At 49.7% G+C, this 22,279-nt stretch carries 22 protein-coding genes; 18 read left to right on the top strand and 4 right to left on the bottom strand.

What is annotated here, in order from left to right; genetic code table 11:
• The 7 genes from aroE (at nucleotide 1) to BLQ82_RS29250 (ending at nucleotide 4,670) form a co-directional block, all read left to right on the top strand.
• Entirely contained in the window at nucleotides 1-870 is an 870-nt protein-coding gene (gene aroE, locus BLQ82_RS29280) for a shikimate dehydrogenase (protein ID WP_074648798.1), read from the top strand.
• Nucleotides 871-972: 102 nt separating this feature from the next.
• Nucleotides 973-1,266 carry a ribosome assembly RNA-binding protein YhbY gene (gene yhbY / locus BLQ82_RS29275; RefSeq protein WP_039838004.1) on the top strand — a complete coding sequence of 98 codons (294 nt, stop codon included), beginning with the start codon at nucleotides 973-975 and terminating at the stop codon, nucleotides 1,264-1,266.
• A 62-nt stretch (nucleotides 1,267-1,328) separates the two neighbouring features.
• Nucleotides 1,329-1,931, top strand: a complete 603-nt coding sequence (locus BLQ82_RS29270; protein ID WP_062518970.1) for a nicotinate-nucleotide adenylyltransferase — start codon at nucleotides 1,329-1,331, stop codon at nucleotides 1,929-1,931.
• Nucleotides 1,903-2,481 carry a bis(5'-nucleosyl)-tetraphosphatase (symmetrical) YqeK gene (gene yqeK, locus BLQ82_RS29265; protein WP_062518968.1) on the top strand — a complete coding sequence of 193 codons (579 nt, stop codon included), beginning with the start codon at nucleotides 1,903-1,905 and terminating at the stop codon, nucleotides 2,479-2,481. The genes BLQ82_RS29270 and yqeK overlap by 29 nt, the downstream gene beginning before the upstream one ends.
• On the top strand, nucleotides 2,478-2,825 hold the full coding sequence (gene rsfS / locus BLQ82_RS29260; protein WP_062518966.1) for a ribosome silencing factor: 348 nt from the start codon (nucleotides 2,478-2,480) through the stop codon (nucleotides 2,823-2,825). The genes yqeK and rsfS overlap by 4 nt, the downstream gene beginning before the upstream one ends.
• Nucleotides 2,822-3,757 carry a CvfB family protein gene (locus BLQ82_RS29255; RefSeq protein WP_062518964.1) on the top strand — a complete coding sequence of 312 codons (936 nt, stop codon included), beginning with the start codon at nucleotides 2,822-2,824 and terminating at the stop codon, nucleotides 3,755-3,757. The genes rsfS and BLQ82_RS29255 overlap by 4 nt, the downstream gene beginning before the upstream one ends.
• Before the next feature lie 142 nt (nucleotides 3,758-3,899).
• Entirely contained in the window at nucleotides 3,900-4,670 is a 771-nt protein-coding gene (locus BLQ82_RS29250) for a class I SAM-dependent DNA methyltransferase (RefSeq protein ID WP_062518962.1), read from the top strand.
• Between the two features lie 143 nt (nucleotides 4,671-4,813).
• On the opposite strand, the gene BLQ82_RS29245 is transcribed toward BLQ82_RS29250, so the two are convergent.
• The gene (locus BLQ82_RS29245; protein ID WP_025705470.1) at nucleotides 4,814-4,972 is read right to left on the bottom strand and encodes a hypothetical protein; all 159 of its coding nucleotides are present in this window, start codon (nucleotides 4,970-4,972) and stop codon (nucleotides 4,814-4,816) included.
• 146 nt (nucleotides 4,973-5,118) lie between these two features.
• Entirely contained in the window at nucleotides 5,119-6,072 is a 954-nt protein-coding gene (locus tag BLQ82_RS29240; RefSeq protein ID WP_062518960.1) for an ArsR/SmtB family transcription factor, read from the bottom strand.
• A 467-nt stretch (nucleotides 6,073-6,539) separates the two neighbouring features.
• Here BLQ82_RS29240 and BLQ82_RS29235 point away from each other — a divergent pair, with 467 nt between their 5' ends.
• The 5 genes from BLQ82_RS29235 to BLQ82_RS29215 all read left to right on the top strand — a co-directional run bounded on the left by BLQ82_RS29235 (nucleotide 6,540) and on the right by BLQ82_RS29215 (nucleotide 12,359).
• On the top strand, nucleotides 6,540-7,742 hold the full coding sequence (locus BLQ82_RS29235) for an extracellular solute-binding protein (RefSeq protein ID WP_062519882.1): 1,203 nt from the start codon (nucleotides 6,540-6,542) through the stop codon (nucleotides 7,740-7,742).
• 80 nt (nucleotides 7,743-7,822) lie between these two features.
• Complete coding sequence (locus BLQ82_RS29230) at nucleotides 7,823-8,701, top strand: carbohydrate ABC transporter permease (RefSeq protein WP_020429502.1); 879 nt, start codon at nucleotides 7,823-7,825, stop codon at nucleotides 8,699-8,701.
• A gap of 51 nt (nucleotides 8,702-8,752) precedes the next feature.
• Complete coding sequence (locus BLQ82_RS29225) at nucleotides 8,753-9,667, top strand: carbohydrate ABC transporter permease (protein WP_062519873.1); 915 nt, start codon at nucleotides 8,753-8,755, stop codon at nucleotides 9,665-9,667.
• 31 nt (nucleotides 9,668-9,698) lie between these two features.
• Nucleotides 9,699-11,177, top strand: coding sequence for an alpha-N-arabinofuranosidase (locus tag BLQ82_RS29220; RefSeq protein ID WP_062519871.1), 1,479 nt, complete (start codon nucleotides 9,699-9,701; stop codon nucleotides 11,175-11,177).
• 219 nt (nucleotides 11,178-11,396) lie between these two features.
• Nucleotides 11,397-12,359: a glycoside hydrolase family 43 protein gene (locus BLQ82_RS29215; RefSeq protein ID WP_062519869.1), complete on the top strand. Its 963-nt coding sequence runs from the start codon at nucleotides 11,397-11,399 to the stop codon at nucleotides 12,357-12,359.
• Between the two features lie 606 nt (nucleotides 12,360-12,965).
• Here the strand turns inward: BLQ82_RS29215 and BLQ82_RS29210 are convergent.
• Nucleotides 12,966-13,493 (bottom strand): hypothetical protein, encoded by a 528-nt coding sequence (locus BLQ82_RS29210; RefSeq protein WP_062519867.1) that lies wholly within the window; start codon nucleotides 13,491-13,493, stop codon nucleotides 12,966-12,968.
• A gap of 222 nt (nucleotides 13,494-13,715) precedes the next feature.
• On the opposite strand from BLQ82_RS29210, the gene BLQ82_RS29205 reads away from it, so the two are divergent.
• The 3 genes from BLQ82_RS29205 (at nucleotide 13,716) to BLQ82_RS32245 (ending at nucleotide 18,530) form a co-directional block, all read left to right on the top strand.
• Nucleotides 13,716-16,394, top strand: coding sequence for a YhgE/Pip domain-containing protein (locus BLQ82_RS29205; protein WP_062519865.1), 2,679 nt, complete (start codon nucleotides 13,716-13,718; stop codon nucleotides 16,392-16,394).
• Nucleotides 16,395-16,543: 149 nt separating this feature from the next.
• Nucleotides 16,544-17,941, top strand: coding sequence for a helix-turn-helix domain-containing protein (locus tag BLQ82_RS29200; protein WP_062519864.1), 1,398 nt, complete (start codon nucleotides 16,544-16,546; stop codon nucleotides 17,939-17,941).
• 322 nt (nucleotides 17,942-18,263) lie between these two features.
• Nucleotides 18,264-18,530, top strand: a complete 267-nt coding sequence (locus BLQ82_RS32245) for a hypothetical protein (RefSeq protein WP_163704254.1) — start codon at nucleotides 18,264-18,266, stop codon at nucleotides 18,528-18,530.
• 39 nt (nucleotides 18,531-18,569) lie between these two features.
• Here the strand turns inward: BLQ82_RS32245 and BLQ82_RS29195 are convergent, their stop codons facing one another.
• Complete coding sequence (locus BLQ82_RS29195; protein WP_062519861.1) at nucleotides 18,570-19,562, bottom strand: aldo/keto reductase; 993 nt, start codon at nucleotides 19,560-19,562, stop codon at nucleotides 18,570-18,572.
• Nucleotides 19,563-19,804: 242 nt separating this feature from the next.
• Between BLQ82_RS29195 and BLQ82_RS29190 the strand changes: the two genes are divergently transcribed.
• The 3 genes from BLQ82_RS29190 to BLQ82_RS29180 all read left to right on the top strand — a co-directional run bounded on the left by BLQ82_RS29190 (nucleotide 19,805) and on the right by BLQ82_RS29180 (nucleotide 21,938).
• Nucleotides 19,805-20,464 carry a TetR/AcrR family transcriptional regulator gene (locus BLQ82_RS29190; protein WP_062519859.1) on the top strand — a complete coding sequence of 220 codons (660 nt, stop codon included), beginning with the start codon at nucleotides 19,805-19,807 and terminating at the stop codon, nucleotides 20,462-20,464.
• 501 nt (nucleotides 20,465-20,965) lie between these two features.
• Nucleotides 20,966-21,418: a DUF3888 domain-containing protein gene (locus tag BLQ82_RS29185; protein WP_244281052.1), complete on the top strand. Its 453-nt coding sequence runs from the start codon at nucleotides 20,966-20,968 to the stop codon at nucleotides 21,416-21,418.
• Between the two features lie 124 nt (nucleotides 21,419-21,542).
• Nucleotides 21,543-21,938, top strand: a complete 396-nt coding sequence (locus BLQ82_RS29180; protein ID WP_062519858.1) for a VOC family protein — start codon at nucleotides 21,543-21,545, stop codon at nucleotides 21,936-21,938.
• Nucleotides 21,939-22,279: the final 341 nt, after the last annotated feature.

The following is a 22,279-nucleotide window of genomic DNA, read 5'->3' as shown; positions in this document are numbered from 1 at the left end:
GTGACAAGTGCAAACGGCCAGTACTGGAACAAGGATATACTGCTGGGGGTAATGGGTGATCCCATCGCCCATTCCAAATCCCCGCTTATGCATACAGCGGCCTTGAAGGCGCTCGGCATTCCGGGAGCCTATGTGCCGCTGCATATTGCCCCCGCCCAGTTGGGCGAAGCCATTCAGGCAATCCGTACCCTGGGATTCCGCGGAGTGAACGTGACAATCCCGCATAAGGTAGCGGTGATGGAATATATGGACCGGCTTGATGACAGCGCGGTAGCTGTGGGAGCGGTCAATACGGTAGTCAACGACGATGGCGTTCTGACCGGGTACAATACGGACGGGATCGGGTATGTCCGTTCGCTGAAAGCGGAAGCAACACCGGATTTGGCAGGCTCCCGGATTCTTGTCATCGGGGCCGGCGGGGCGGCAAGAGGGATCATTGCCGCACTGCTGCTGGAACATCCGGCGGCAGTGGTGATTGCCAACCGGACCGTGGATAAGTCGGAGCAGCTGGCGGAGGCTTTCCAGGCCAAAGGTATGGTTAGCGGCATCGGCAACCATGAGATCGCAGCCCATATTGCGGATATGGATATCGTAATCAATACTACCTCCGTAGGCATGTACCCCCATATAGACGTTATGCCAATCGACCCCGGCTTGCTGCGTGAAGGCATGATCGTCAGTGATTTGATCTACAACCCGCTGCAGACAAGGCTGCTCACGGAGAGCCTGGAGCGGGGCTGCCGGATTCACGGCGGCCTGGGCATGTTCGTCTACCAGGGAGCCTATTCGCTTGAATACTGGACCGGCCGGAGCGCTCCGGTAGATATCATGCGGCAGACGATTATGGATTGTCTCGGCGGCAGCGACTGAAGTAGTACAGTTTATACCCCGCAATGTAAAACTAAAGTTCAACTTATATAGATCGTTGCAGTAAGGGTAATAATATTTGTTAATTAAGGAGTTTGTTCATTTATGTTAACTGGAAAACAAAAACGTTATCTCCGTTCGCTGGCGCATCATCTGGACGCCGTATTTCAAGTCGGCAAAGGCGGCGTCAACGATCATCTGGTCCGCCATATCGAAGAGGCGATTGAAAAACGGGAGCTGATGAAGATCAGCGTGCTGAACAACAATGCGGATGATCCGAAGGAAATCGGTGCCGCACTTGCGGAGCAGTCAGGCTCCGAGCTGGTGCAGGTCATCGGCAAGACGATCATTCTGTACAAGGAATCACGCGACAACAAAACCATTGAGCTGCCCCGCTAAAAGCGGCCTCCCGGCTTGCGGGAGCACGCAGTTAACCTTGTTAGTAAGAGGAGGTAGACCTCTTGAGAGTTGGAATTATGGGAGGGACCTTTGATCCTCTTCATATCGGCCATATGATGGCAGCTGAGACTGCCAGGGAGTCCTACGCACTGGAAGAGGTATGGTTCATGCCTTCGCATATCCCGCCGCATAAGCATGAGGCCGGTGCGTCGGGCGAGGAACGGCTGGCCATGGTCGAGGGCGCTGTAAGGGATCATGCAGCTTTTGGCATTCTGGACCTCGAAATTGCCAGGGGCGGCGTATCCTACACCTTTGAAACGATTACCATGCTGCAGGAGGAATACCCGGAGCATGAATTTTTTTTCATTGTGGGTGCGGACATGGTCCAGTATCTGCCGAAGTGGCACGGAATTGAAGAGCTGGTGCGGCGTCTGACCTTTATTGGGGTAGGACGGCCAGGCACTCCGCTGGATCTTGAGGCCTTGCCCGGCTTCATTGCCGAGAAGGTGCTGCTGGCGGACATGCCGCTCGTGGATATTTCTTCAACGATGCTGAGGGCCAGGGCGGCCGAAGGCAAGTCAATCCGCTATATGGTGCCGGATGCTGTATATGATTATGTTCAAAGGAGTGGATTGTATGGCACTCAGCCGCGAAGCGCTGATTGAAGCCGTCTCCGCACAGATGCCCGACAAACGCTGGAAGCACACACTGGGCGTGATGGAGACATCGGTGAAGCTGGCAGAACGTTACGGCGGTGACCCCGTCCGTGCCGAAACGGCGGCGATTCTGCATGATGTGGCCAAATACTGGCCGGTCGAACGAATGAAGGAGATCATTGAGACAAACGGGCTGTCCGCCGAGCTGCTGAACTATGACAAGCAGCTGTGGCATGCGGAGGTAGGTGCTTTTGTGGCCGGGGATGAATACGGGATTACCGATCCTGAGGTGCTGGATGCTATAAGGTACCATACCTCCGGGCGCGAGAACATGGGCCTGCTGGAGAAGATTGTATGTCTCGCTGATTATATTGAACCGGGGCGGGATTTTCCGGGGGTTGATGATATCCGCAAGCTGTCCAAGTCCAGTCTGGAAGAAGGGCTGCTCGCCGGATTCGACTCCACGATTAGCCTGCTGCTGCGGAAGCGGCAGATTGTGTTCCCGCTGACCGTACTGGCACGCAATGACCTAGTAAGAATAATGGAGGATACAATATGACGATAGAATCAAGCAAGCTTCTGCAACTGGCCCTTAAGGCCGCTGATGATAAAAAAGCAATGAATGTGGTCGCGCTTGACCTGCGCAGCGTTTCACCGATCAGTGACTATTTCGTCATCTGCCACGGGAATTCCGATACACAGGTGCAGGCTATAGCCACAGAAGTACGCAAGGTGGTTCATGAAGCCGGCGGCGTAATCCGCGGCATTGAAGGCATGGATGCAGCCCGCTGGGTCCTGATGGATCTTGGAGATGTAATTGTGCATGTCTTCCACCGTGATGAGCGCGAATATTACAACATCGAGCGTCTGTGGTCCGACGCCAAGGTTGTGGAACCCGTATGAGTCTGATTGCCGGAACTACGGTTACATTGGAAGTCTTGCGTGAGGTGTCCCCTTACGGATACTTTCTGGGCGAGGGTGGCCAGGATGTTATGCTGCATTATACGGAGCTCGTTGGCAGCAAGCCTAAGATTGGAGACAAGGTGGAAGTCTTCATCTTCTTCGATACGGAGGACCGCCTGGCGGCCACAATGAAGAAGCCGTTCCTGACCCTGGGCGAGATGGCCCTGCTGGAGGTGGCGGATATTCACCCCCGTCTGGGCTGCTTCCTGGAGATGGGGCTGGGACGGCAATTGCTGCTGCCGATCCGTGAGCTTCCGGAGCTGATCGAGCTGCGCCCGCAGGTAGGGGACAAGGTATTCGTGCTCATGGAGCATGACAAGCAGGGGCGCCTGCGCGCCAAGCTGGCCGGGGAGCAGGAGCTTGCACCGCTTGCGCTGCCTGCGCCTGCCTCCTGGATGGGGCAGACGGTTAAGGCCCGGGTGTACAAGCCGCTGCAGATGGGTACCTTTGTGCTTGTGGACGGCGGTGTGCTGGGCTTCGGGATCATCGGCATGGTCCACTCCTCCGAACGCAGCCGCCTGCTGCGGCTGGGCGAGGAATTCGAGGCCCGCGTCTCCCATATCCGTGAAGACGGCCGGGTGAACCTGTCCATGTCCCAGCGCAAGGAAATCGGCCGGGATGTGGATTCCGCCGCGCTGCTGGACTTCCTGAAGGAACGGCCGGGCGGCGCGATGCCGTATTCGGATGCCACACCGCCGGAGATCATCAAGCAGCGGTTTGGCATCAGCAAGTCGGCATTCAAGCGTGCCCTCGGCAAGCTGATGAAGGAAGGTCTGGTTACCCAAAAGGAGAACTGGACCTATCTGGCCCGCAGCGAAGAGGATGGAACGGATCAGGAACAGTCCAAGGAGAACGGATTGCCCGAATCCTAACGGGCCGTAAGCTGCTGGCCTGTTGCCTGTCCGAAATAAGGTGGCGGGGGAGAAGTTGGGACACTTAAGGAGCGTAAGCAGCCGGAAGCCCCAACCTTCTCTGCAGTCACGATCACGATTTACAGAAAGCCGGTGTAAGCCAGTGTCTTCCTATGGGAAATTTGCATATGTGTACGATGAGCTGATGGCGGATATGCCGTATCCGGATTGGCTGGCCTTTGCGGAGACGGCATGGAGCAAATACGGCAAGCCCCTGACGGTTGCTGAGCTGGGATGCGGAACCGGAAGCATCACCATTCCGCTCGCGGCCTCCGGCTACCACATGACCGGGATTGACCTCTCATCGGATATGCTCTCTGTGGCACAGATGAAGATGGAACGCCATCCGCAGGGGCGGCGTTTTCTGCGCGAGGGCAGTGTGCGGTGGGTTCGCCAGAACATGAAGGAATGGGAGCTGCCGGAACCGGTCGATTCGGTCATCTCCTTTTGCGATTGCCTGAATTATGTGCTGGAAGAGCAGGATATCCGCTCCGTATTTGAATGTACCTATGCCGGTCTTAAGACCGGAGGCACCTTCCTGTTCGATGTGCATCATCCGAATACACTCATCCGTTATGAGGAAGAGCAGCCGTTTGTGCTGGACGAGCCTGCGGTATCATATATCTGGACCTGTGAAATGGATGTTCCGCGCCGGGAGATTGAGCATCATCTGTCTATCTTCGCCCGTGAAGAGGGAGGGAGCGGCCTATACCGCCGTTTTGAAGAGACGCACATCCAGCGGGCCTACGACCCCGAATGGATGACAGAAGAGCTGCGGAAGGCGGGTTTCAGCGAGGTGAAGGTCTACGCCGATTTCGAGTGGGTGGAGGCCGACGACAGTGCCGGACGGCTGTTCTATGTAGCGGTGAAATAAACAATAGCTGATAAGGTCCTACCCGCCTAGGGAGGGCCTTTTTGTTGTAGAGGCAACCGGGAAACTACGTTGCAAAATCTGTGAATGCAGCTCTGTTAACAATAAGAACCGGCCCAGTATGGGCCGGCATCTTTCAACCTTTTTCAGCGGTGCTCGAACAGATCAATGGCTCCCAGCACGATGTGGGCGAGGCCAAATCCAAGAATACCTGTAGCGGCCATCTTATACCGGCTGCCTAAAAAAGCTGCGCTTGAAGCGGTGACTACAGTTCCAAGAACGGTGGGAATCATACCTTCACGCATTCGAAACACTCCCTCTTACGCTGGTTTGAAAGACATGTTTAGTGTGGGTTAAGGAGCGAAACTTTATACTGCGGAGATGACTTCCATAAAAGCGCAAAGACCATGTGCCGGCAGCTTGCCTTGCACATGGTCTTTGCAGTGCGCGGCTATTCCGCGCGGGTTAGAGTGGGGCCGGCGACTTCTTCGACCTCGTGAACATCGTAGAGCACACGGGCCAGCAGGTCCTGGCTGTAATTGCCGAAATGCTTGCCGTAAATGGTCAGTCCGCGTTTGTTGGCCGGCTTGTCGGTGACGGCAATACGGAAGGTCAGCTCGCTTTTGTAATCCAGCTTGATATCGTCAAGGGTAATATCCGAGATGCGGCAGCCGTCAATGAAGCTTCCCTCATTATTGATCCGGATCAGCTTCAGCATTCCATACTGGTTAAGGTGAGGAGGCCACCAGTCAGGATTGAAAGTGCCCCGGGCATCGCCGAAGTCTCCTGGACTCGTCCAGAAACCAATTTCGATCCCGTTTACATAGAAATACAGGTCGGAAGGATAATTATCGTTGAAGCCTGGTGCTTCGGAGCCGATCTCCATGGAGAATTGAATCTCCCGGAAGGACTGGTTAGCTTTGAGATAATTAGGGATGCGGTATTCCAGGAATCCTTCAGCCATCCAGATAATCTCGGAATCAATCCGCTGGGGATCGGCGAAATAGCGCGGTTCATCAAAGTCGCCAATGATACTGTCCTTAGTAGCCAGTCCGCAAGTCGGCACGGCGTGGTAGTTGCTGTAATGTCCGACCTGGATTTCGACCTCATAGAGATTGTCTGTCTCCTTGCTCCGCAGATCCACCATTAGCTTATCCTTATTCAAATAGCACACCTTCTGGATGCCATGCTTCCCTACGGAAGTATTAATCTCGATCAGGCCGCTTTCCTCCAGCTTCTTGATGTGCATAGTAATGGCTCCATTGCTGAGATTCAGCTTCTTGGCAATTTCATTGAGATTGAGAGCCTGATTGGTGGCGAGCAGCTCCAGAATTTGAATCCGGATCTCCGAGCTGAGTGCCTTGAAGATATCAATCCCGCTCATTAGATCTTTAATATAAATCATGGTCAAGTACCTTCTTCCGCTAACGTCATTATCAAAACTATTTTATAAAATTATAAACTAATCGGGTCCAAAAGGAAAGTATTCTCTATTTATTTGTCTGATAATTTAAAAATTAATTATATTCCAAACGAAAATGAGTATTTAATTCATAATATTATAAATATAAATGAGTGTATTTACATGGAAATAGCGGTTTATTTTTTTGAATATGCTTTATTCTCGTTTTGCTTTGTATATATATAAATAGATTTAGATTTTATTGTTTACAAGGTGTCTTTTGTATGTTATTTTATACCTGTAAGCGAATACATTCAAATGTTTTTTAATTATTTCATGAATGTGTGAAAGAAGACGTCTGAGTTAATTGTTTACAAAAACATTTTTGTAGATGATTCACTAAAACTATTTCATTAGGAGGAGAAAGTGTGAAGAAAAAATGGGGGTTTTCAGTATTAGTACTTGTTCTAATGTTATCAACGTTGTTAGCGGGATGCGGGGAAGACAACTCCAAGACGATTACATTCTGGACTCCGCTAACCGGTGATGACGGTGCCTATATGGATCAGCTTGTTAAGGATTACAATGCCACTAACCCGGAAATTAAAGTAAAGCATGTAATCACCTCTGATATGTACACCAAGCTATCCACAGTGCTTAACTCGGGCAAAGGTGTTCCGGACTTGACTATTATTCATGCTGACCGTGTTCCCGGCTATGTCAAGCAGGGGGTGCTTGAGCCGATGACAGCAGTAACAACCGCCCAGCCTGAGATCAAACAGGAGAATTATCTGCCGCAAGCCTGGTCAACAGGCACGATTGACGGCACTCAATATACAGTACCTCTTGATATCCACAGTAATGTTATGTATTACAATAAGGATTTGCTTAAGAAATACCATGCGGAATCTTTCCTCGACGATAATGTGGTGACGATTGATGAAATGCTCTCTCTGCAAGGAAAGCTGGATGAAGGAGATTATGTCGTTAATGATGCGCTGCTGGGCTGGGTCATTCTTGCACAGATTCAGGACCTCGGCGGAGATATTCAGGAGAATGGCAAGCCTGCCGTAAATACCCCGGTGATGAAGCAGGCCTTTGAGAATGTGAAAAAGATCAACGATGCCGGGTTGATGACGCCGTTTGGCGAAGACGGATACCTGATGTTCCAATCCGGGAACGTATTGTTCTCGACGGACGGCACCTGGAGTTCTACGGCACATGCCGGGGTGGAAGGTTTGAATTTCGGGGTAACCAATGTATATTCGCCCACTGCAGATAAGTTCACCAACAGATCGTCCTCCCACCTGTTCTCGATGATGAAGAATAAAGACAGATCCGAAGAAAAGGTTGCGGGCATCGGTAATTTCCTGGAGTTCATCCGCGAGAATTCAATCGAGTGGGCTAAAGCGGGACAGATCGTAGCCAGTAAGCAAGTCAATGAAAGTCCTGATTTCAAAAATTATATCCAATCCTTCTTCACCTCCAGTGAAAAAGAAATTGAATCCCTTTACATTTACACTTATGAATATTATCCGTATATTGCGGAAGCCGTAGATACGTATTGCGGGGATATTGTGCGCGGCAATGTGGATATTGATGAAACCCTCCAGACAATGCAAAAATTTGTGGAGGATAAAATCGCCGAAGGAACGGGCGGAGCAGCGAAGTAAACGAAAAGCGGAAATGATTGCATGGGGCAATGGACCGCCTTCCGGAACATTGCTTCATGCCAAAGGAGAAAAGAATGCCTATGAAAAAGAAACTGAATCTCGCGCCTGCTTTCTTTGTAGGTCCACATGTCATCTTATTTGCCGTTTTTATCCTGCTGCCAACCTTTTACGGAATATATGCTTCCTTCACCAAATGGAATTTGATGAACGAGCCGGTCTGGGTGGGCCTCGACAACTATAAAACCATTCTTTTTGACAGCGGCTCCACCTTCCACACGCAATTCAACAACGGGCTTAAGAATACATTTATTTTTGTTCTGCTCAGTGTCCCGCTGTTAATCGTGATTCCGCTGCTTGTTGCTGTAGCACTTGAACACAAAAAAGTCAAAGGGAAAAGCTTGATCCAGTCCATTATTTACGTTCCGGGCCTGATTTCCATATCTGCGGGAGCACTGATCTGGCTGCTGCTGTTCAATAAGCAGCTTGGAATGGCCGGCAATGTTTTTGGATCGGATGTTTCCTGGCCGGCTAACCAGCCGTATGCCTGGATACTCATTATTATCATCACGATCTGGGGGGGAGTCGGCGGCAACATGATTATTTACCGTGCCTCCATAAGCGGCGTATCGCAGGATTTGTATGAATCGGCAGAGATGGACGGAGCCGGAACGATACGCAGATTTACGAGCATTACGCTGCCCTCCATCCGCTTCCCGCTGATTTACACCTTTGTCATGACCACGGCAGGGGCCTTCAATGTATTCGGTCAGCCGCTGATGATGACAGACGGGGGACCGCGCCAGAGTACGCATGTGCTTATGATGTATATCCGCCAGCTGGCGTTCGGCAATGGAGAGTCCATTGCGGGTATGGCGTCCGCTATGGCTGTATTGCTAGGACTGGTCATACTGGTCATCTCGGCTCTGCAATATTATGTCATGAACCGGAATGCGGCTTAACTTCGATAACAAGGAACCAGCAATGGAAATTGAAAAGGCAGGTGTACCCGTATGTCCAATCAGGTGGCGCAGCAATACGATAAACGTCCCCGCATCAAAGAGCAGGACACAGTAAAAAGAAAAAGCCCGGGAATCAGCATCTCAAAATATATCTCTTATCTGTTTTTGATCGTGCTTTGTATCATTTGGATTATTCCGGTGGTTTTTGGCATCACGACTTCCTTCCGGTCACAGTCAGAAGTGGTCTCCTCCGGGTTCAGGTTGTTCCCCAAGGAATGGATTTTTGACAACTATGTCTCGATTTTGGAGAATACCTCAACCGCCCCTATTCTGCGGTGGCTGATGAACTCATTGTTTATTGCGACCATGCACACCCTTTTGGTGGTTGTGGTCATCTCCATTACCGGCTATGGCTACTCGCGGATGAAATTTAAAGGCAGGGATACGCTCTTTTTCACGTTGCTCGGCATCTCATTTTTTCCTGGCGTAGTGAATCTGATTCCCTCATACAAAATTATTGACGCATTGGGCTGGGTCAACACCTCCTGGGCCATGATTATCCCGGGACTGGCGGGTATGGGCAATATCTTTCTGGTCCGGCAGTTTATGAACGGAATTCCGAAGGACCTGGATGAATCGGCTCACGTGGACGGTGCGGGGCATTTCCGGATTTATTTCTCGATTATTTTGCCGCTCATCAAGCCGGTGTTGATTGTATGCGCCTTATTTTCCTTCACCGGATCATGGAATGACTTCCTCTGGCCTGTAATCGTGTTTACGGATGTGGACAAAATGCCGGTTACAGCAGGGTTATTGCTTCTTCAAGATATCTATGGAAATTACCGCATGATTGGTCAGCTGATGGGTTCAGCGGTTCTGGCGATTATTCCAACCCTGCTGTTGTTCCTGTTCGCGCAGAAATACTTTGTCCAATCCATCAATCTGAATTCAGGCATTAAGGGTTAAAAAAATAGAGACAGCCAAGGAGAGAGAAACGATGACTACAAAAGCTAGAATCCTGTCGGATATGCCAAAGAGTAAAATTAATAAAAATATTTACGGGCACTTTGCCGAGCATCTCGGCAGATGTATCTATGAAGGTATCTGGGTGGGAGAAGATTCGCCGATCCCGAATACGGACGGTATACGCAATGACGTGATTACCGCGCTGAAGAGACTGAATATTCCCGTGCTGCGCTGGCCGGGCGGCTGCTTCGCCGATGAATATCACTGGAAGGACGGCATCGGTAAGCCTGAAACCCGCAAGCGGATGATCAACACCCACTGGGGCGGCGTAGTGGAGAACAACCACTTTGGCACGCATGAGTTTTTCCGGCTCTGCGAGCTGCTTGAGTGTGAGCCGTACATCTGCGGCAATGTAGGCAGCGGTACGGTGCAGGAAATGTCCGAATGGGTGGAATACATGACCTTTGACGGTGAGTCTCCAATGGCCGGACTGCGGGCCGGGAATGGGCGCGAGCAGCCTTGGTTGCTGAAATATTTTGGCGTGGGAAATGAGAACTGGGGCTGCGGAGGCAACATGCGTCCGGAATATTATGCGGACCTGTACCGCCGCTATCAGACCTATGCGCGCAATTACGGGGACAACAAGCTCTACAAAATCGCCGGAGGCGCCAATGTGGATGACTACAACTGGACGGAAGTGCTGATGCGGGAAGCCGGACAGTTCATGGATGGTCTGAGCCTGCACTCCTATACGATCCCAGGAAGCTGGGAAGAGAAGCGTTTCGCACTTGGCTTCGACAACGGCGAATGGTTCGAAACCATGAAGAAGTCCCTCCATATGGATGAGCTGATTACCCGTCATTCCAATATCATGGACAAGTATGATCCGGAGCAGCGGGTAGGATTGATTATAGATGAATGGGGAACCTGGTTCCTCAGCGAGCCGGGCACCAATCCGGGCTTCCTGTATCAGCAGAATACGCTGCGCGATGCATTGGTGGCAGGGATTCACCTGAATATTTTCCAGAATCACAGCAAGCGGGTGCAAATGGCCAATATCGCGCAAATGGTTAACGTATTGCAGGCGCTTATCTTAACCGAAGGCGACAAGCTGCTGCTTACTCCTACTTATCATGTTTTTGACATGTATAAGGTGCATCAGGATAACGAACTGCTTGAGGTGTCTTTGGAGAGTCCGGTGTACAGCATGGGCGGAGAGTCTATTCCTCAGCTTAGCGTATCTGCATCCCGGGATGAAGCCGGCAGGGTATATATTTCCCTGTGCAATCTTAGCCACGAGGACAGCGCCGGACTCCGTATGGAACTTGCCGGAACATCGGCTGGAACAGTGACCGGGCAGATCCTGACCCATTCCGATCTGAATGCCCACAATACCTTCGAGGCCCCGGTAACCGTTGCTCCAGCCGCTTTCGGGGGGGCTTCATTGAAGAACGGGGTGCTGGACTGTCAGCTTCCTCCGGCATCCGTAGTTGTCCTGACCCTAGAATAAGAGAAATATATAAGATGAACTTGAAAAATTCATAAAAGGGAAGAAGTGCGGAGGGGAAGTTTGGATACTTACAGAGCGGTAGCGTCCGCCTAAAAGCTTTCCGTAGGAAAGCTCGCTATCTTCAGCATAATCAGTCACCGGATTTCAACCGCTAAAGGCGGTTCAAATCAAGAAATCTGGGGACAAGTTCATCTTATATAGATAAAAGGAGAAACCATTATGAGCAGGAAAAAAGAATACAGCAATCCGCTTGTGGAGCAGCGTGCGGACCCCTGGGTCTATAAACATACGGATGGCTATTATTACTTCACAGCCTCGGTGCCCGAATATGACCGGATCGAAGTGCGCAGGGCCGGAACTATTGAAGGGTTGAGAGATGCCGAACCTGTCGTCGCCTGGCGCAAATATGAGACGGGACCGCTCAGCGCCAATATCTGGGCGCCCGAAATCCATTATATCCACGGGAAATGGTACATTTACTTCGCGGCGGCCCGGACAACAGAGACGAAGGAGGGGCTGTTCGATCACCGCATGTATGCGCTGGAGAACGAATCGGCGAATCCGCTGGAGGGCCGCTGGGTGGAAAAAGGCCAGGTGAAAACAGCCTGGGAGTCATTTGCTCTCGACGCGACAGCATTCCAGCACAAGGGTGTGCTCTATTATGTATGGGCGCAGAAGGACCCGGATATTCCGGGGAACTCCAACCTGTACATATCAGAGATGGAGAACCCTTGGACTTTGACCGGCCCGCAGACGATGATAGCCAGACCGGAGCATCCCTGGGAAACCATCGGCTTCAGCGTCAACGAAGGTGCGGCGGTACTTAAGCGGAACGGCAAAATCTTCATGAGCTTCTCAGCCAGTGCGACCGACCATAATTACTGCATGGGGCTGCTGACGGCAGACGAGGACAGCGATCTGCTGGATGCCGCTTCCTGGAGCAAGCACCCTGAGCCAGTATTCCAGACGAGTGAAGAAAACGGACAATTCGGTCCGGGACACAACAGCTTCACAGTCAATGAAGACGGAGAAGATGTGCTGATCTACCATGCCCGCAATTACAAGGAAATTACCGGTGATCCGCTGTACGATCCGAACCGCCACACCCGTGCCCAGGTGCTGGAGTGGAATGAAGACGGTACGCCGAACTTCGGCGCGCCGGTGAAGGACGGCAGGAAGTAAGGTAATCAGTTGTGCCCTCATAACTTTGCAAAGATAAATAGCCTAACTGGCTATGATGAAGTGTCCCGGCTTCCCTGATAAGGGGAGCGGGACACTTTTTGCTTTGTTCGGGAGTGGCTCTAACCCTGGCGTATGGTTAAAGAAACCTAGAAGCGGCTTTAACCCTGGCGTATGGTGAAAGTAACTGAGAAGTAGCTCTAGCCCTGGCGAATGGTTTAAGTACTAAGAAGTAGCTCTAGCCCTAGGCGTATGGTAAAAGTAACTGAGAAGTAGCTCTAACCCCGGCGTATGGTAAAAGTAACTGAGAACGGCTTTAACCTTCGGGCTTATGGCTAAGTAACTGTATTTTGTGCAACTAAAAAGAGCTGTAATGGATGTGTTTGAGCGTTAGCTGCAGTTTGTGCAATTAAAAATGGCTTGCAGCCCACTATTAGCCCTTTTCAACAAAAATAACTGTACAAGGTGCAATTAAAACCAGTTGGACTGCCAAAAGGCAGCTTTTAACTGTACGAAGTGCAATTAATGCTGTAAAACAAAGCAAAGCTAAGCAAAGCAAAAAAAGCACCGCCGAAGGGGCGGTGCTTTTTGGCGAGCAGACTCTGAAGATTATGGAGTGTACTGCTGTACGATGGAAGTAACTTTGCCAGCCTGGATTGTAATGTGGTAAGGGGACTGGCTCAGGTCGATGATGCCGGTTTTGGCGAATTCGCCGATGAACTTATGAAGAGAAATGCTCTCATTCCAGTTGATATCCAGATCCTCCATGTGCCCGGTATGATCGTAAATTTGCATCGTCACCCCAGCATTATCGGCAATGGGATAGGAAGTAAGGGAGTCACTGTCATTTACGATATAGTAACCATCCGGTGTGCCGCCAAGCTCAGCCGCTGCATCAGGCTCACGTTCGGCGAAGATGCGGTCGGCTTCAGCGCCTTCATACCATTCGATCTGGTCGGCTGTCATGACCGTATGTCCGTCTTTGGACTTCAGCGCGTGTATGTAAACCGTCAATTCCTGACTTTTATCACCGCTTTGCGCTTCTGCGCGCGTACCTACTGTACTTGCCGTAGTCACAAGGGAGAGGAGCAGCAGAACCAGAGCAGGAAAGAGATAAACCGATTTTCTTTTGAACATGTACAATTCCCCCTTGGTATAAATATGACACGGTATACGTCTATATACCTAATTACCCTTCGCTATATTTCTCAAACGGGTATTATACCTCTATAAACGTAGATCGGGAAAAAATGTTGCAAAAAGTTTCCGGCCTGTGATGTGGGAAAGTAAGGAAAGTAAAAAGAACGGCGCCAGGGCATATTAAACTATTCAGATTACAGCATAGAGGTGTGGTGAAACATGGCGGCAGTGTGGCGGATTTATAAAAAAGATTGGCTGGGCCTGTTCAAAGCGCCGGTAGCTCTGTTGTTGATAGCAGCACTCGCGCTCCTTCCCTCGGTCTACGATTGGGTGAATGTGGCCGCGGTATGGGACCCCTACAGCAATACATCCGGCATCCAAATTGCCGTGGCCAGTGTGGATCAGGGAGCTGCTGTCGATGGCAAGAGCTTCAACATCGGAGATGAGGTACTGGAGAGCCTGCGGAGCAACAAGTCGCTGGGCTGGAGGTTCACGGATGTTAAATCGGCAGAACGCGGGGTGCAGCGCGGGGATTATTATGCCAGCATCGTCATTCCGGCAGAATTCTCACAGCGGATGGCGGGGGTTCTCGAAGGAGAACTTGTGAAGCCGGAGGTGGATTATACCGTAAATGAAAAAATCAACGCGATTGCACCCAAAATCACGGCGAAAGGGGCTTCAACGATTACCGCGCAGATCAGTGAGCGGTTCACGGAAACCCTTAGCAGCACGGTGCTAACGGCCCTTAGTGCCATCGACCGCGAATTCCAGGCTGAGCTGCCGGTTATCCGCAAGGTGGAGCAGGGGCTGTTCCAGCTGGAGGCAAGCCTGCCGGAGATTGAAAAGGCAGGACGGCTTGTGCTCAAGCTCCAGCACGACTGGCCGCAGCTTGCGGATTCGGCCGGAAGGATGGCTGCGCTTACGGACAAGCTGCCGGAAGTGGAGCAGGCGGGCCAGGCGGCCGAGCTGCTGGATGAGCACTGGGGGCAGATCAGCGATGCTGCGGGCAGGCTGCAGGAGCTGCAGGGCAGGCTCCCGGATCTGGCCCGCGCGGCGGAGCTGCTGTCCGGCCTGGATGTTGACTTCAGCCGGGTGGGGGAGATCCTGGACCGGGCCTCGGACAGGTTGGAGGAGGCCGGGAAGGTTGTTGCTGCGGCTGCCCAGGCCCTGCCGCAGACGGACCGGATCGCTGCAGCGGGGCCTGCCTTCGGGCAGGAGCTGCAGCAGTATCTGGCGCAGAACCGCGCGGCCTTCACCGCGGTTCCGCAGGTGCTGCAGCAGAATCTCCATCTGCTGCAGCAGAATGCCGACAGCGCAGCGCTGCTGGCCAGCCAGCTCGCGGAAGGCACCGCGCCGCCGGACGCAGCGGCGGCTTCCCGGCTGCAGCTGGCCGCTGACCGGCTTACCGCCGGAAGCGGCGCGCTGCAGCACACGGCGGCTCTCTTCGCCGCCGTGAACACCCTCGCGCCCGGCGCCGTGCCGGGCAGCGAGCTCCGCGCCCTGGCCGGGGCGCGGGCCTCTTGGGCCGCCGGCGCTGCGCAGGCGGCCCGCCTTGCCGCCGCGCTGCGGGGCGGCGGCGGGCTGGACCCTGCCGCGCTGGCGCAGCTTGGCCGGGATTCCGCCAAGGGCGCAGCGGCGCTTGGCGGAATCCTCGCGCGCTACAGCGCGGAGGGGCAGTCAGCGCTGCAGGGCACGCTGCAGCAGCTGACCTCCGTGGCGGGGACCGCCGCCACGGCTTTGCAGCAGGCGCCGCAGCGGCTGGCGGCGCTGGGCGCGGTGCTGGATGAAGCGGGCACCGCCATCCAGTACGGGCAGGCCGGCCTGGCCGCCTTGCGGGACAATCTGCCCGCGGCAGCGGGCGAAGTCAGCGCGGCGGCAGCCGGCATGAACAGCAGGCTGGCAGCGTTCACCGGCTTCGTGACGGAGGTGCTGCCGCGCATTCAGAATGGGCTGCCTGCTGCCGGAGACAACATTCATGAAGCAGCTGAATTCGCCCGGAATGACCTGCCGGGGGCGGAAGAGAAATTCCGCCGCGCGTCGGAGTGGATCACCGCCGGCCTTCCCCGGGCAGACCGGGGGGTGAACCGGGCGGCCGAGCTGGTGCGGAATGATCTTCCCGCCCTGGAGCATGCCGTCCGCCGCGCCGCCGATACGGTCCGCGAAATCAAGCGGGAGGTCAATCTGGAGGAGATTGCCCAACTGTTGGGCGGGGATATCAAGGGCACCAGCGATTTTCTGGCCAGCCCCGTGGTTCTGAAGGAAAAGGCGCTGTATCCCATCCCTAATTACGGATCAGCGATGACACCGTTTTACGTAGTGCTGTCCTTGTGGGTAGGCGGCACCCTGCTGATTTCTCTGCTGCGGACCGCCGTTGATACCGGTGGAATTCCATACCGGCGCTACCAGCTGTATTTTGGCCGCCTGCTGACTTTTCTTACCGTAGGCATTTTTCAGGCTCTGATAGCGGTATTGGGTAATATGTATTTGTTGAATTGCTATGTTGCCGACAAGCTGTGGTTCACGCTGTTTGCCGTCCTGATCAGCATCGTTTTTGTGACGATCGTATTTACACTGGTCTACGTCTTCGGCAACATCGGCAAAGGCATAGCCATCGTGTTCATGGTGCTCCAGTTCTCCAGTTCGGGCGGGGCTTTTCCAATCAGCACCACAGGGCGCTTTTTTCAAATCCTGAACCCGTATATGCCCTTTACCTATGCCATCAGTCTGCTGAGAGAAGCCGTTGGCGGCATTCTGCCGGAGGTTGCTGTCCGTGACGCCCTGTATCTGGTTCTGTTCGGTATTCTCGCCCTGGTGCTGGCGCTTACCCTCCAGAAGCCGCTGGAGCGGTTCATCCGGCGTGCGGCTGAACAGGCAGAGGCGTCCAAGCTGATCTCCTAAAACCATTGTCTGATACTGGAACACCTAATTCTTTCCTGTCAACCTGTGTTCAACCTGCCAATGAACATTGACCTGTGCCATACGAGAACCTAAGATATAGGAATATCTGGATTATCATTCAAATATATGGTTCTTAGGACGGTGTTTATTTGCAATTGAAAAATACAATACAGGCAAAACTTGACGCATACTTGAAGAGAGAAGGCATTACCATCAATCAGTTTGCCGGAATTTCGGGTGTGAACTCCGGTACGCTCAGCAGTATTATTAATGGGAACCGTCCCGTTGCCGTGAAGCAGCTGGACCGGATTACAGCAGGAATGGGACTTCCCGAAGGTGAATGGTATGAATTATATATAGATGAATATGTTGTCCGCTCCACCCCTGACTGGCGGCGGCTGGGACCTTTTCTGCAGCGCTGTGCGGAGCTGGACAAGCTGGAATGCATCCGGCAGGTCGTCCGGATCATTATGGATAATATATCCTATGCCCAGGCAGTATTTGAAATGGGAGAGGAATGGTTCGCACAAGGCAAACGCCAGGCTGCTGCGCTGCTGTACGAAAGCGTGGCGGAAAGTGAGAAATATCAGCATTCAGAACGGCTGGCCTTATGCCAATACCGTTTGTTCAAGATTGCACTGGGAAAAGATCAGGAAGCCAACCTGCGGGCGGCGATGCATTTTGAATATTTTGTGGAACGGCTGGATGAGGCGGACCAATTGAATGCGCTGAAGGATTTGGCGAATATTTACGCTTCCTTGCACCGCTGGAACAACGTTGATGTCATAGCAGAGGTAATGGGGCGCAAGGCCTCCATTCAGTATCAGAATAAATATCATAAAGCCAGCCGCCGTGCGGTCTCTAAGGAAACCGGCAGGCCTCTTTGTTTCTATATTCTGTATTCGTATCTGCTTCGTTCGGCAGTTTGTGCTGAACACGGGGATTACGGACAGGCCCTCCACTATGTCTCGCGTTATTCCGATTTCAGCTGGGTCCAGGAAAGAACGGAGGAGGCCCGGCAGATTATGGAGCAGTTTAGGGAATGGGCCGAGGCGAATACATATCTGTACCGCCTGATGTCAGGAGAGACGGCTGTGCTTGCGGACTATGTTGAATTCATCAGCACCAGAGAGAATGAAATTATTCCGGGCCTGACGAAAATCATGCAAGCGGCCAACCGCTTTGGCTTGAACGTGGACCCTATTATTGAACGCTTCGAATCCCGCGCGGGATTCAAAGAGCAGCGGACCCGGATGGGGAAACGGAATGTGCAGGTCACCGAAGACCAATATGCGGTTTTGTTATATGAGCTGTCTGTGTATTATTTAAAAAACCAGAGAGTCCACAGGGGTCTCGTTTATTTATTCCAGAGTCTGGACCTCTCTGTTAGAATGAACAGTGACAGCGGTATTGTTGGGTGTGTAGCATTATTTGAGCAGTACAGACATCTCAGCTCCGTCGAAGACCGGGAAAGATATAAAATTCTAATTGGCGAGGTGCAGAAGATTAATGAAAAGAAAATTGGCGCTGCTGCTGGCAATAGGTAGCATTGTTTTGGCTGTAGAAGCCCGGGCTTTGGTGATGCAATCCGCTTCCGCCCATTCGAGCATTGAACCTTTGACGCATGGAATCGGTGCCGAATAGGTCCATAACTGATGCAACGTGAATTTTTTTCTGCACCTTGTCAGGCGGTTAGTTTCAAAAGCAACCCAAACCTCTCTTTCACAAGAGGGGTGGAGAAGATTTTACATACTATTTAGCAAAAGCAGAAAATACGCCTGCTGCTGTAATTTTAGGCAAGCAAATGGATGTGGATAATAGCATGATAGTTTCTGGTGGGATTTATAGAGGCTGTCGGTAAGTTGTGAGATGAAGAGCTGGGTGAGTGACAATATTTGCTTGGGACGAAATCTGACCTTGAAGTTAACATTGTTTATTGCAATTGATAAGCAAACAGGAGAACGTCTGCATACCTCGATTCCGCAACCTTCCGAACGGATCAAAGAAGCTGCCACGAAATTGGATCAGGCTGTTTATCAAGTGAAACTACGTTTGCGCGTAGTGACACCTACGCTGGTATTTCGCCAATCATGTGTTGATAAAAAAACAGCTAACTATGATTATGTTCTTAGTTAGCTGTTTTTTATTTATCTGTTTAATTTTTTATAAAAACTATCAATCTCTTGTGAAGTTCTCTATCATTCCAGCTGGATACCGGCTACCTGCTGATCCATGTGGGAGGATCTCTTTAATACGCCCAAGATCAGCTTCTGTAAGATTGACATTAACAGCATTAATGTTTTGCTCAACCCGAGTAACACTGCGTGTACCAGGGATTGGGACGATATTCTCTCCTTGGTTGAGAAGCCAAGCTAGTGCCAATTCTGCTACAGAAATACCTTTGTTAGAAGCAAGTTCTTTAAGTTGTTCAGTTGCTTTTAGGTTGTAGATATAGTTTTCCCCTTGCCAACGCTCATCGAATCGACGCATATCGTCTTCGGCGTACTCGTGGGATGGTTTAACAGCATCTGTCAGGAACCCTCTGCCTAATGGAGAGTAGGGTACTAGACCTATACCCAATTCATTCAAAGTCGGTAGTATATCGTCCTCGATCTCGCGTTCGAATATTGAGTATTCAGTCTGAAGCACAGACACCGGGGTAACAGCGTGAGCTCGACGGATTGTTTTGGAACCCGTATTACTCAAACCGAAATATTTAACTTTCCCTTCTTTGATAAGATCTCCAACGACCCCAGCTACTTCCTCGATAGGAACATCAGGATCAGGGATATGCTGATAGAAAACATCAATGTAATCCGTCTGCAGATAGCGAAGACTGTTCTCAGCTACTTTACGAATATTTTCTGGACGGCTGTTAAAACGTGTTCCGAGTTGCTCGGCTGTCATGTCAAATCCAAATTTGGTAGCCAGTACTACCTTGTCACGAAAATCCTTCACAGCTTTACCCAGCAACTGTTCATTGTGACCATTTCCATATCCATATAATTCTGCCGTATCAAAGAAATTAACTCCAAGCTCATAAGCTCGACGAATAGTCGCTATTCCTTCATTTTCATTTGAAGGACCGTATGCCATTGTCATCCCCATAGTACCCAAACCAATAGAAGAGACTTTTAAACCTTGTTGACCAAGAATTCGAGTTTGCATTTTTGTTCCTCCCTAAATAATGAAAATTAGATTGTTATCACCCAAGTGTTTAAAGCCTAGATAAAAAGTATCCAAACTTTTCGTTCAATATGAATTTTCATCTCTGTTATTCATAGGAACAAAAAACATAATATCATGAGAACTGAATAAAGTAAACAAAAAGTATACAAAATGTCTATTTAGTATAGTTTGTTTAAAATGATGATTTTGAGATATAATATATTTTATAAGGGGGCAGTTAGATGGAACGGCAGATTGAAAAACAACACCAGATGAGGCAAAAGCTTACTAACAGATTGTTATTACACGTTAGAAAAAATGGGTTTCAAGGTTTGAAGATGGATGAAATCTCAAAGATTATGAATATAAGCAGGGCGACTTTATATAAATATTTCTCCACCAAAGAAGATATTATTACGTTTATTGTGAGTTCTTTTGTCGAATACATCCACGAGATTATTGAAGATTCTGGCTCTGATCAAGTATTCGTTCAGCGATTTCAGCAAACATTTGAACAAACAATCTTATTAAAAGAGTACATCACAGACATTTTCCTAAGGGAACTTGAAAATAGTTACCCTGAGAACTATGAGCGACTAAAAGAAGCCATGAAGCAACGGGAATATCAGGAATTGGCTTTTTATGATGAAGGAATAAAAGAGGGTTTTTTTAATAAGATTGATGGCAGGCTTATCATTATGCAAGATGAGATTCTAAGTAACGTTTTAGATGTAAAGTACTTGATGGAGAACCATTTGACCGTGTATCAGGTGCTATTTGACTATTACAATCTAAAGAAATTCCAGTTGTTTAAACCTGATAAAATTAAAATGATGGATGACAACTTGATGATCCCTAGAATTGAGCATATGGCACAAAAAATTTCGAAGAACTTGTATTAAACTTAGCAATGAGGATTAATTGTCCATGTCAAAAGCAAGGAATACAGACTTGCCTACTGAAGCAATTGCTGTTGGTCAATTTAGAGGTATATACTACGATTACTATGGTGAGACCCATCGATTGTTAACGGTAGAGGATCCTAAAACTTAGCAACGTATGATTGGTCTGCATGAATGGAGAAATTGCTTTTATTGAAAGCATTACAACTCATTGATAATACTGAGACTACCAAGTTAAGTAAGGCAGATCGGTATTCGTTTTCCTTTGGACGAACCAAGTAGCATCAAGTAGATCGCTACCTGCGCCTGGAGCTGTCTGTGTTGCGACTTGTAACAACTTGTAACAACTTTAGTTTCTTCGACAAAGCTTCTTCAATATGGCCAAAATAGATAGGAAGTTATTTGAATTTGAATGATATGTGATTGAGCTAACGGGCAGTATTGAGCATTCATATTCAAAAATTGGACACCCTATCTGTAAACATGGATGAGGTGTAATCAATGATTATGATAAGAGTCATTATAGCTGTTGTTCTAACTGTGACATTGAGCCTGTCATCTCCTTTGCAATCAAACGCAGAAGCTAGTTATCGCGTTCCTCAGGAAGATTCAGAGGAGCTGAGATTGCAGGATATGCTTTTGAATTTTTTAACTCCATATATTAATGATGCTGTTCGGGATTATTATCGACGTTTATTAGTGGAATCGCCGCTAGTATATCCATATTTCGTTAATGTGGTCGACTCAATGAGGATAAATGGGTTTCGTGGTTTTAACTTATCCATAACGCTCGATGTAACGCCTGTTGTCGGACCACATATTTCTGTTGGAGAAGACAGGTTAACGTTTCAAATCTCAGTGGGACCTGAGGTTAAACTGGTTAATTACACCCACTTAAAGAGTTATGAACTCCCTCCTCATTGGCAGAACATTGTAAAGAAGCCTGTGAAATAACTTCACTATCGGAGGTACAACTTCCTAAGGATAGAAGAACGACTTTTTGTATTACGGGCAGGATAGTATGGTAGCTACCTCGAAATAATTATTAGAGATATATTTATCACAGGGGCTGAGTAGTATGATAAATGGGAGAATCTTAGGTATCGCATATAATGTAGTTCCGGTCAAAGATGCAAAAAAATCTGCAAAATGGTTTGTCAGTCACTTTGGTTTTAATGTCCGGAACGATAGAGGGAATTATATAAGTCTATTCAGGGATAACCGTCCAATCATTGATTTAATTGAATCTGATAATGACACAAGAGCAATTTTTGAAGTAAACGGACGGTCAAGGTGGATTGTAACATTTTTTACAGATGATATTGAATCACTACACACGAGACTAATATCAGAAGGAGTTAACGCTAGACAAGTAAGTGATGAAGGCATATATGGCAAGTTTTTTGTTTTTGAGGACCTAGATGGAAACTTATTTGATGTATGGGAGCATAAGGATTGTGAATTAATCTTTTAAGAAAACAACCTAAACTATCGGGAAACCTCAGTTAAACAAGTCGAAGAGTGCCCATAATTTTTCCGTAAGTTACCTTGAGCTCAAGAAGCTGGTTAGCAACCAGCGGTGGTGAAAATGATCGTTGAAATTGATGGTTATTTCGAAAATGAACTTGTTGCTGGCAAGACATGTTCTATTATGGAATTAAGTCGAAGGGTTACAGTTACCAAAACTCATTGTACTAACATAGATGATTTTACAGATACCTTTTGTAAGCTATTTAACTTTGAGCGACTTCCCTCAAAATATGATGAGGGGGTAAGGTTAGATTGCGTGATCGATATTGATACTGGGCGTATTTA

It is taken from the genome of Paenibacillus jilunlii (genome assembly GCF_900102965.1).
In the GTDB taxonomy this organism is placed as follows: domain Bacteria; phylum Bacillota; class Bacilli; order Paenibacillales; family Paenibacillaceae; genus Paenibacillus_AQ; species Paenibacillus_AQ jilunlii.
This window is presented reverse-complemented; position numbering and strand designations above follow the sequence as displayed.

Bases quoted from the DNA above. Each gene is read 5' to 3' on its own strand.
- BLQ82_RS29210 (WP_062519867.1), bottom strand. From the start codon at position 13,493: ATGTTCAAAAGAAAATCGGTTTATCTCTTTCCTGCTCTGGTTCTGCTG.
- BLQ82_RS29255 (WP_062518964.1), top strand. From the start codon at position 2,822: ATGAGTCTGATTGCCGGAACTACGGTTACATTGGAAGTCTTGCGTGAG.
- BLQ82_RS29190 (WP_062519859.1), top strand. From the start codon at position 19,805: ATGGAACGGCAGATTGAAAAACAACACCAGATGAGGCAAAAGCTTACT.
- BLQ82_RS29235 (WP_062519882.1), top strand. From the start codon at position 6,540: ATGTTATCAACGTTGTTAGCGGGATGCGGGGAAGACAACTCCAAGACG.
- rsfS (WP_062518966.1), top strand. From the start codon at position 2,478: ATGACGATAGAATCAAGCAAGCTTCTGCAACTGGCCCTTAAGGCCGCT.
- BLQ82_RS29205 (WP_062519865.1), top strand. From the start codon at position 13,716: ATGGCGGCAGTGTGGCGGATTTATAAAAAAGATTGGCTGGGCCTGTTC.
- BLQ82_RS29180 (WP_062519858.1), top strand. From the start codon at position 21,543: ATGATAAATGGGAGAATCTTAGGTATCGCATATAATGTAGTTCCGGTC.
- BLQ82_RS29220 (WP_062519871.1), top strand. From the start codon at position 9,699: ATGACTACAAAAGCTAGAATCCTGTCGGATATGCCAAAGAGTAAAATT.
- yhbY (WP_039838004.1), top strand. From the start codon at position 973: ATGTTAACTGGAAAACAAAAACGTTATCTCCGTTCGCTGGCGCATCAT.
- BLQ82_RS29185 (WP_244281052.1), top strand. From the start codon at position 20,966: ATGATTATGATAAGAGTCATTATAGCTGTTGTTCTAACTGTGACATTG.
- BLQ82_RS32245 (WP_163704254.1), top strand. From the start codon at position 18,264: ATGAAGAGCTGGGTGAGTGACAATATTTGCTTGGGACGAAATCTGACC.
- BLQ82_RS29225 (WP_062519873.1), top strand. From the start codon at position 8,753: ATGTCCAATCAGGTGGCGCAGCAATACGATAAACGTCCCCGCATCAAA.
- BLQ82_RS29195 (WP_062519861.1), bottom strand. From the start codon at position 19,562: ATGCAAACTCGAATTCTTGGTCAACAAGGTTTAAAAGTCTCTTCTATT.
- BLQ82_RS29230 (WP_020429502.1), top strand. From the start codon at position 7,823: ATGAAAAAGAAACTGAATCTCGCGCCTGCTTTCTTTGTAGGTCCACAT.
- BLQ82_RS29215 (WP_062519869.1), top strand. From the start codon at position 11,397: ATGAGCAGGAAAAAAGAATACAGCAATCCGCTTGTGGAGCAGCGTGCG.
- BLQ82_RS29245 (WP_025705470.1), bottom strand. From the start codon at position 4,972: ATGCGTGAAGGTATGATTCCCACCGTTCTTGGAACTGTAGTCACCGCT.
- yqeK (WP_062518968.1), top strand. From the start codon at position 1,903: ATGGCACTCAGCCGCGAAGCGCTGATTGAAGCCGTCTCCGCACAGATG.
- BLQ82_RS29240 (WP_062518960.1), bottom strand. From the start codon at position 6,072: ATGATTTATATTAAAGATCTAATGAGCGGGATTGATATCTTCAAGGCA.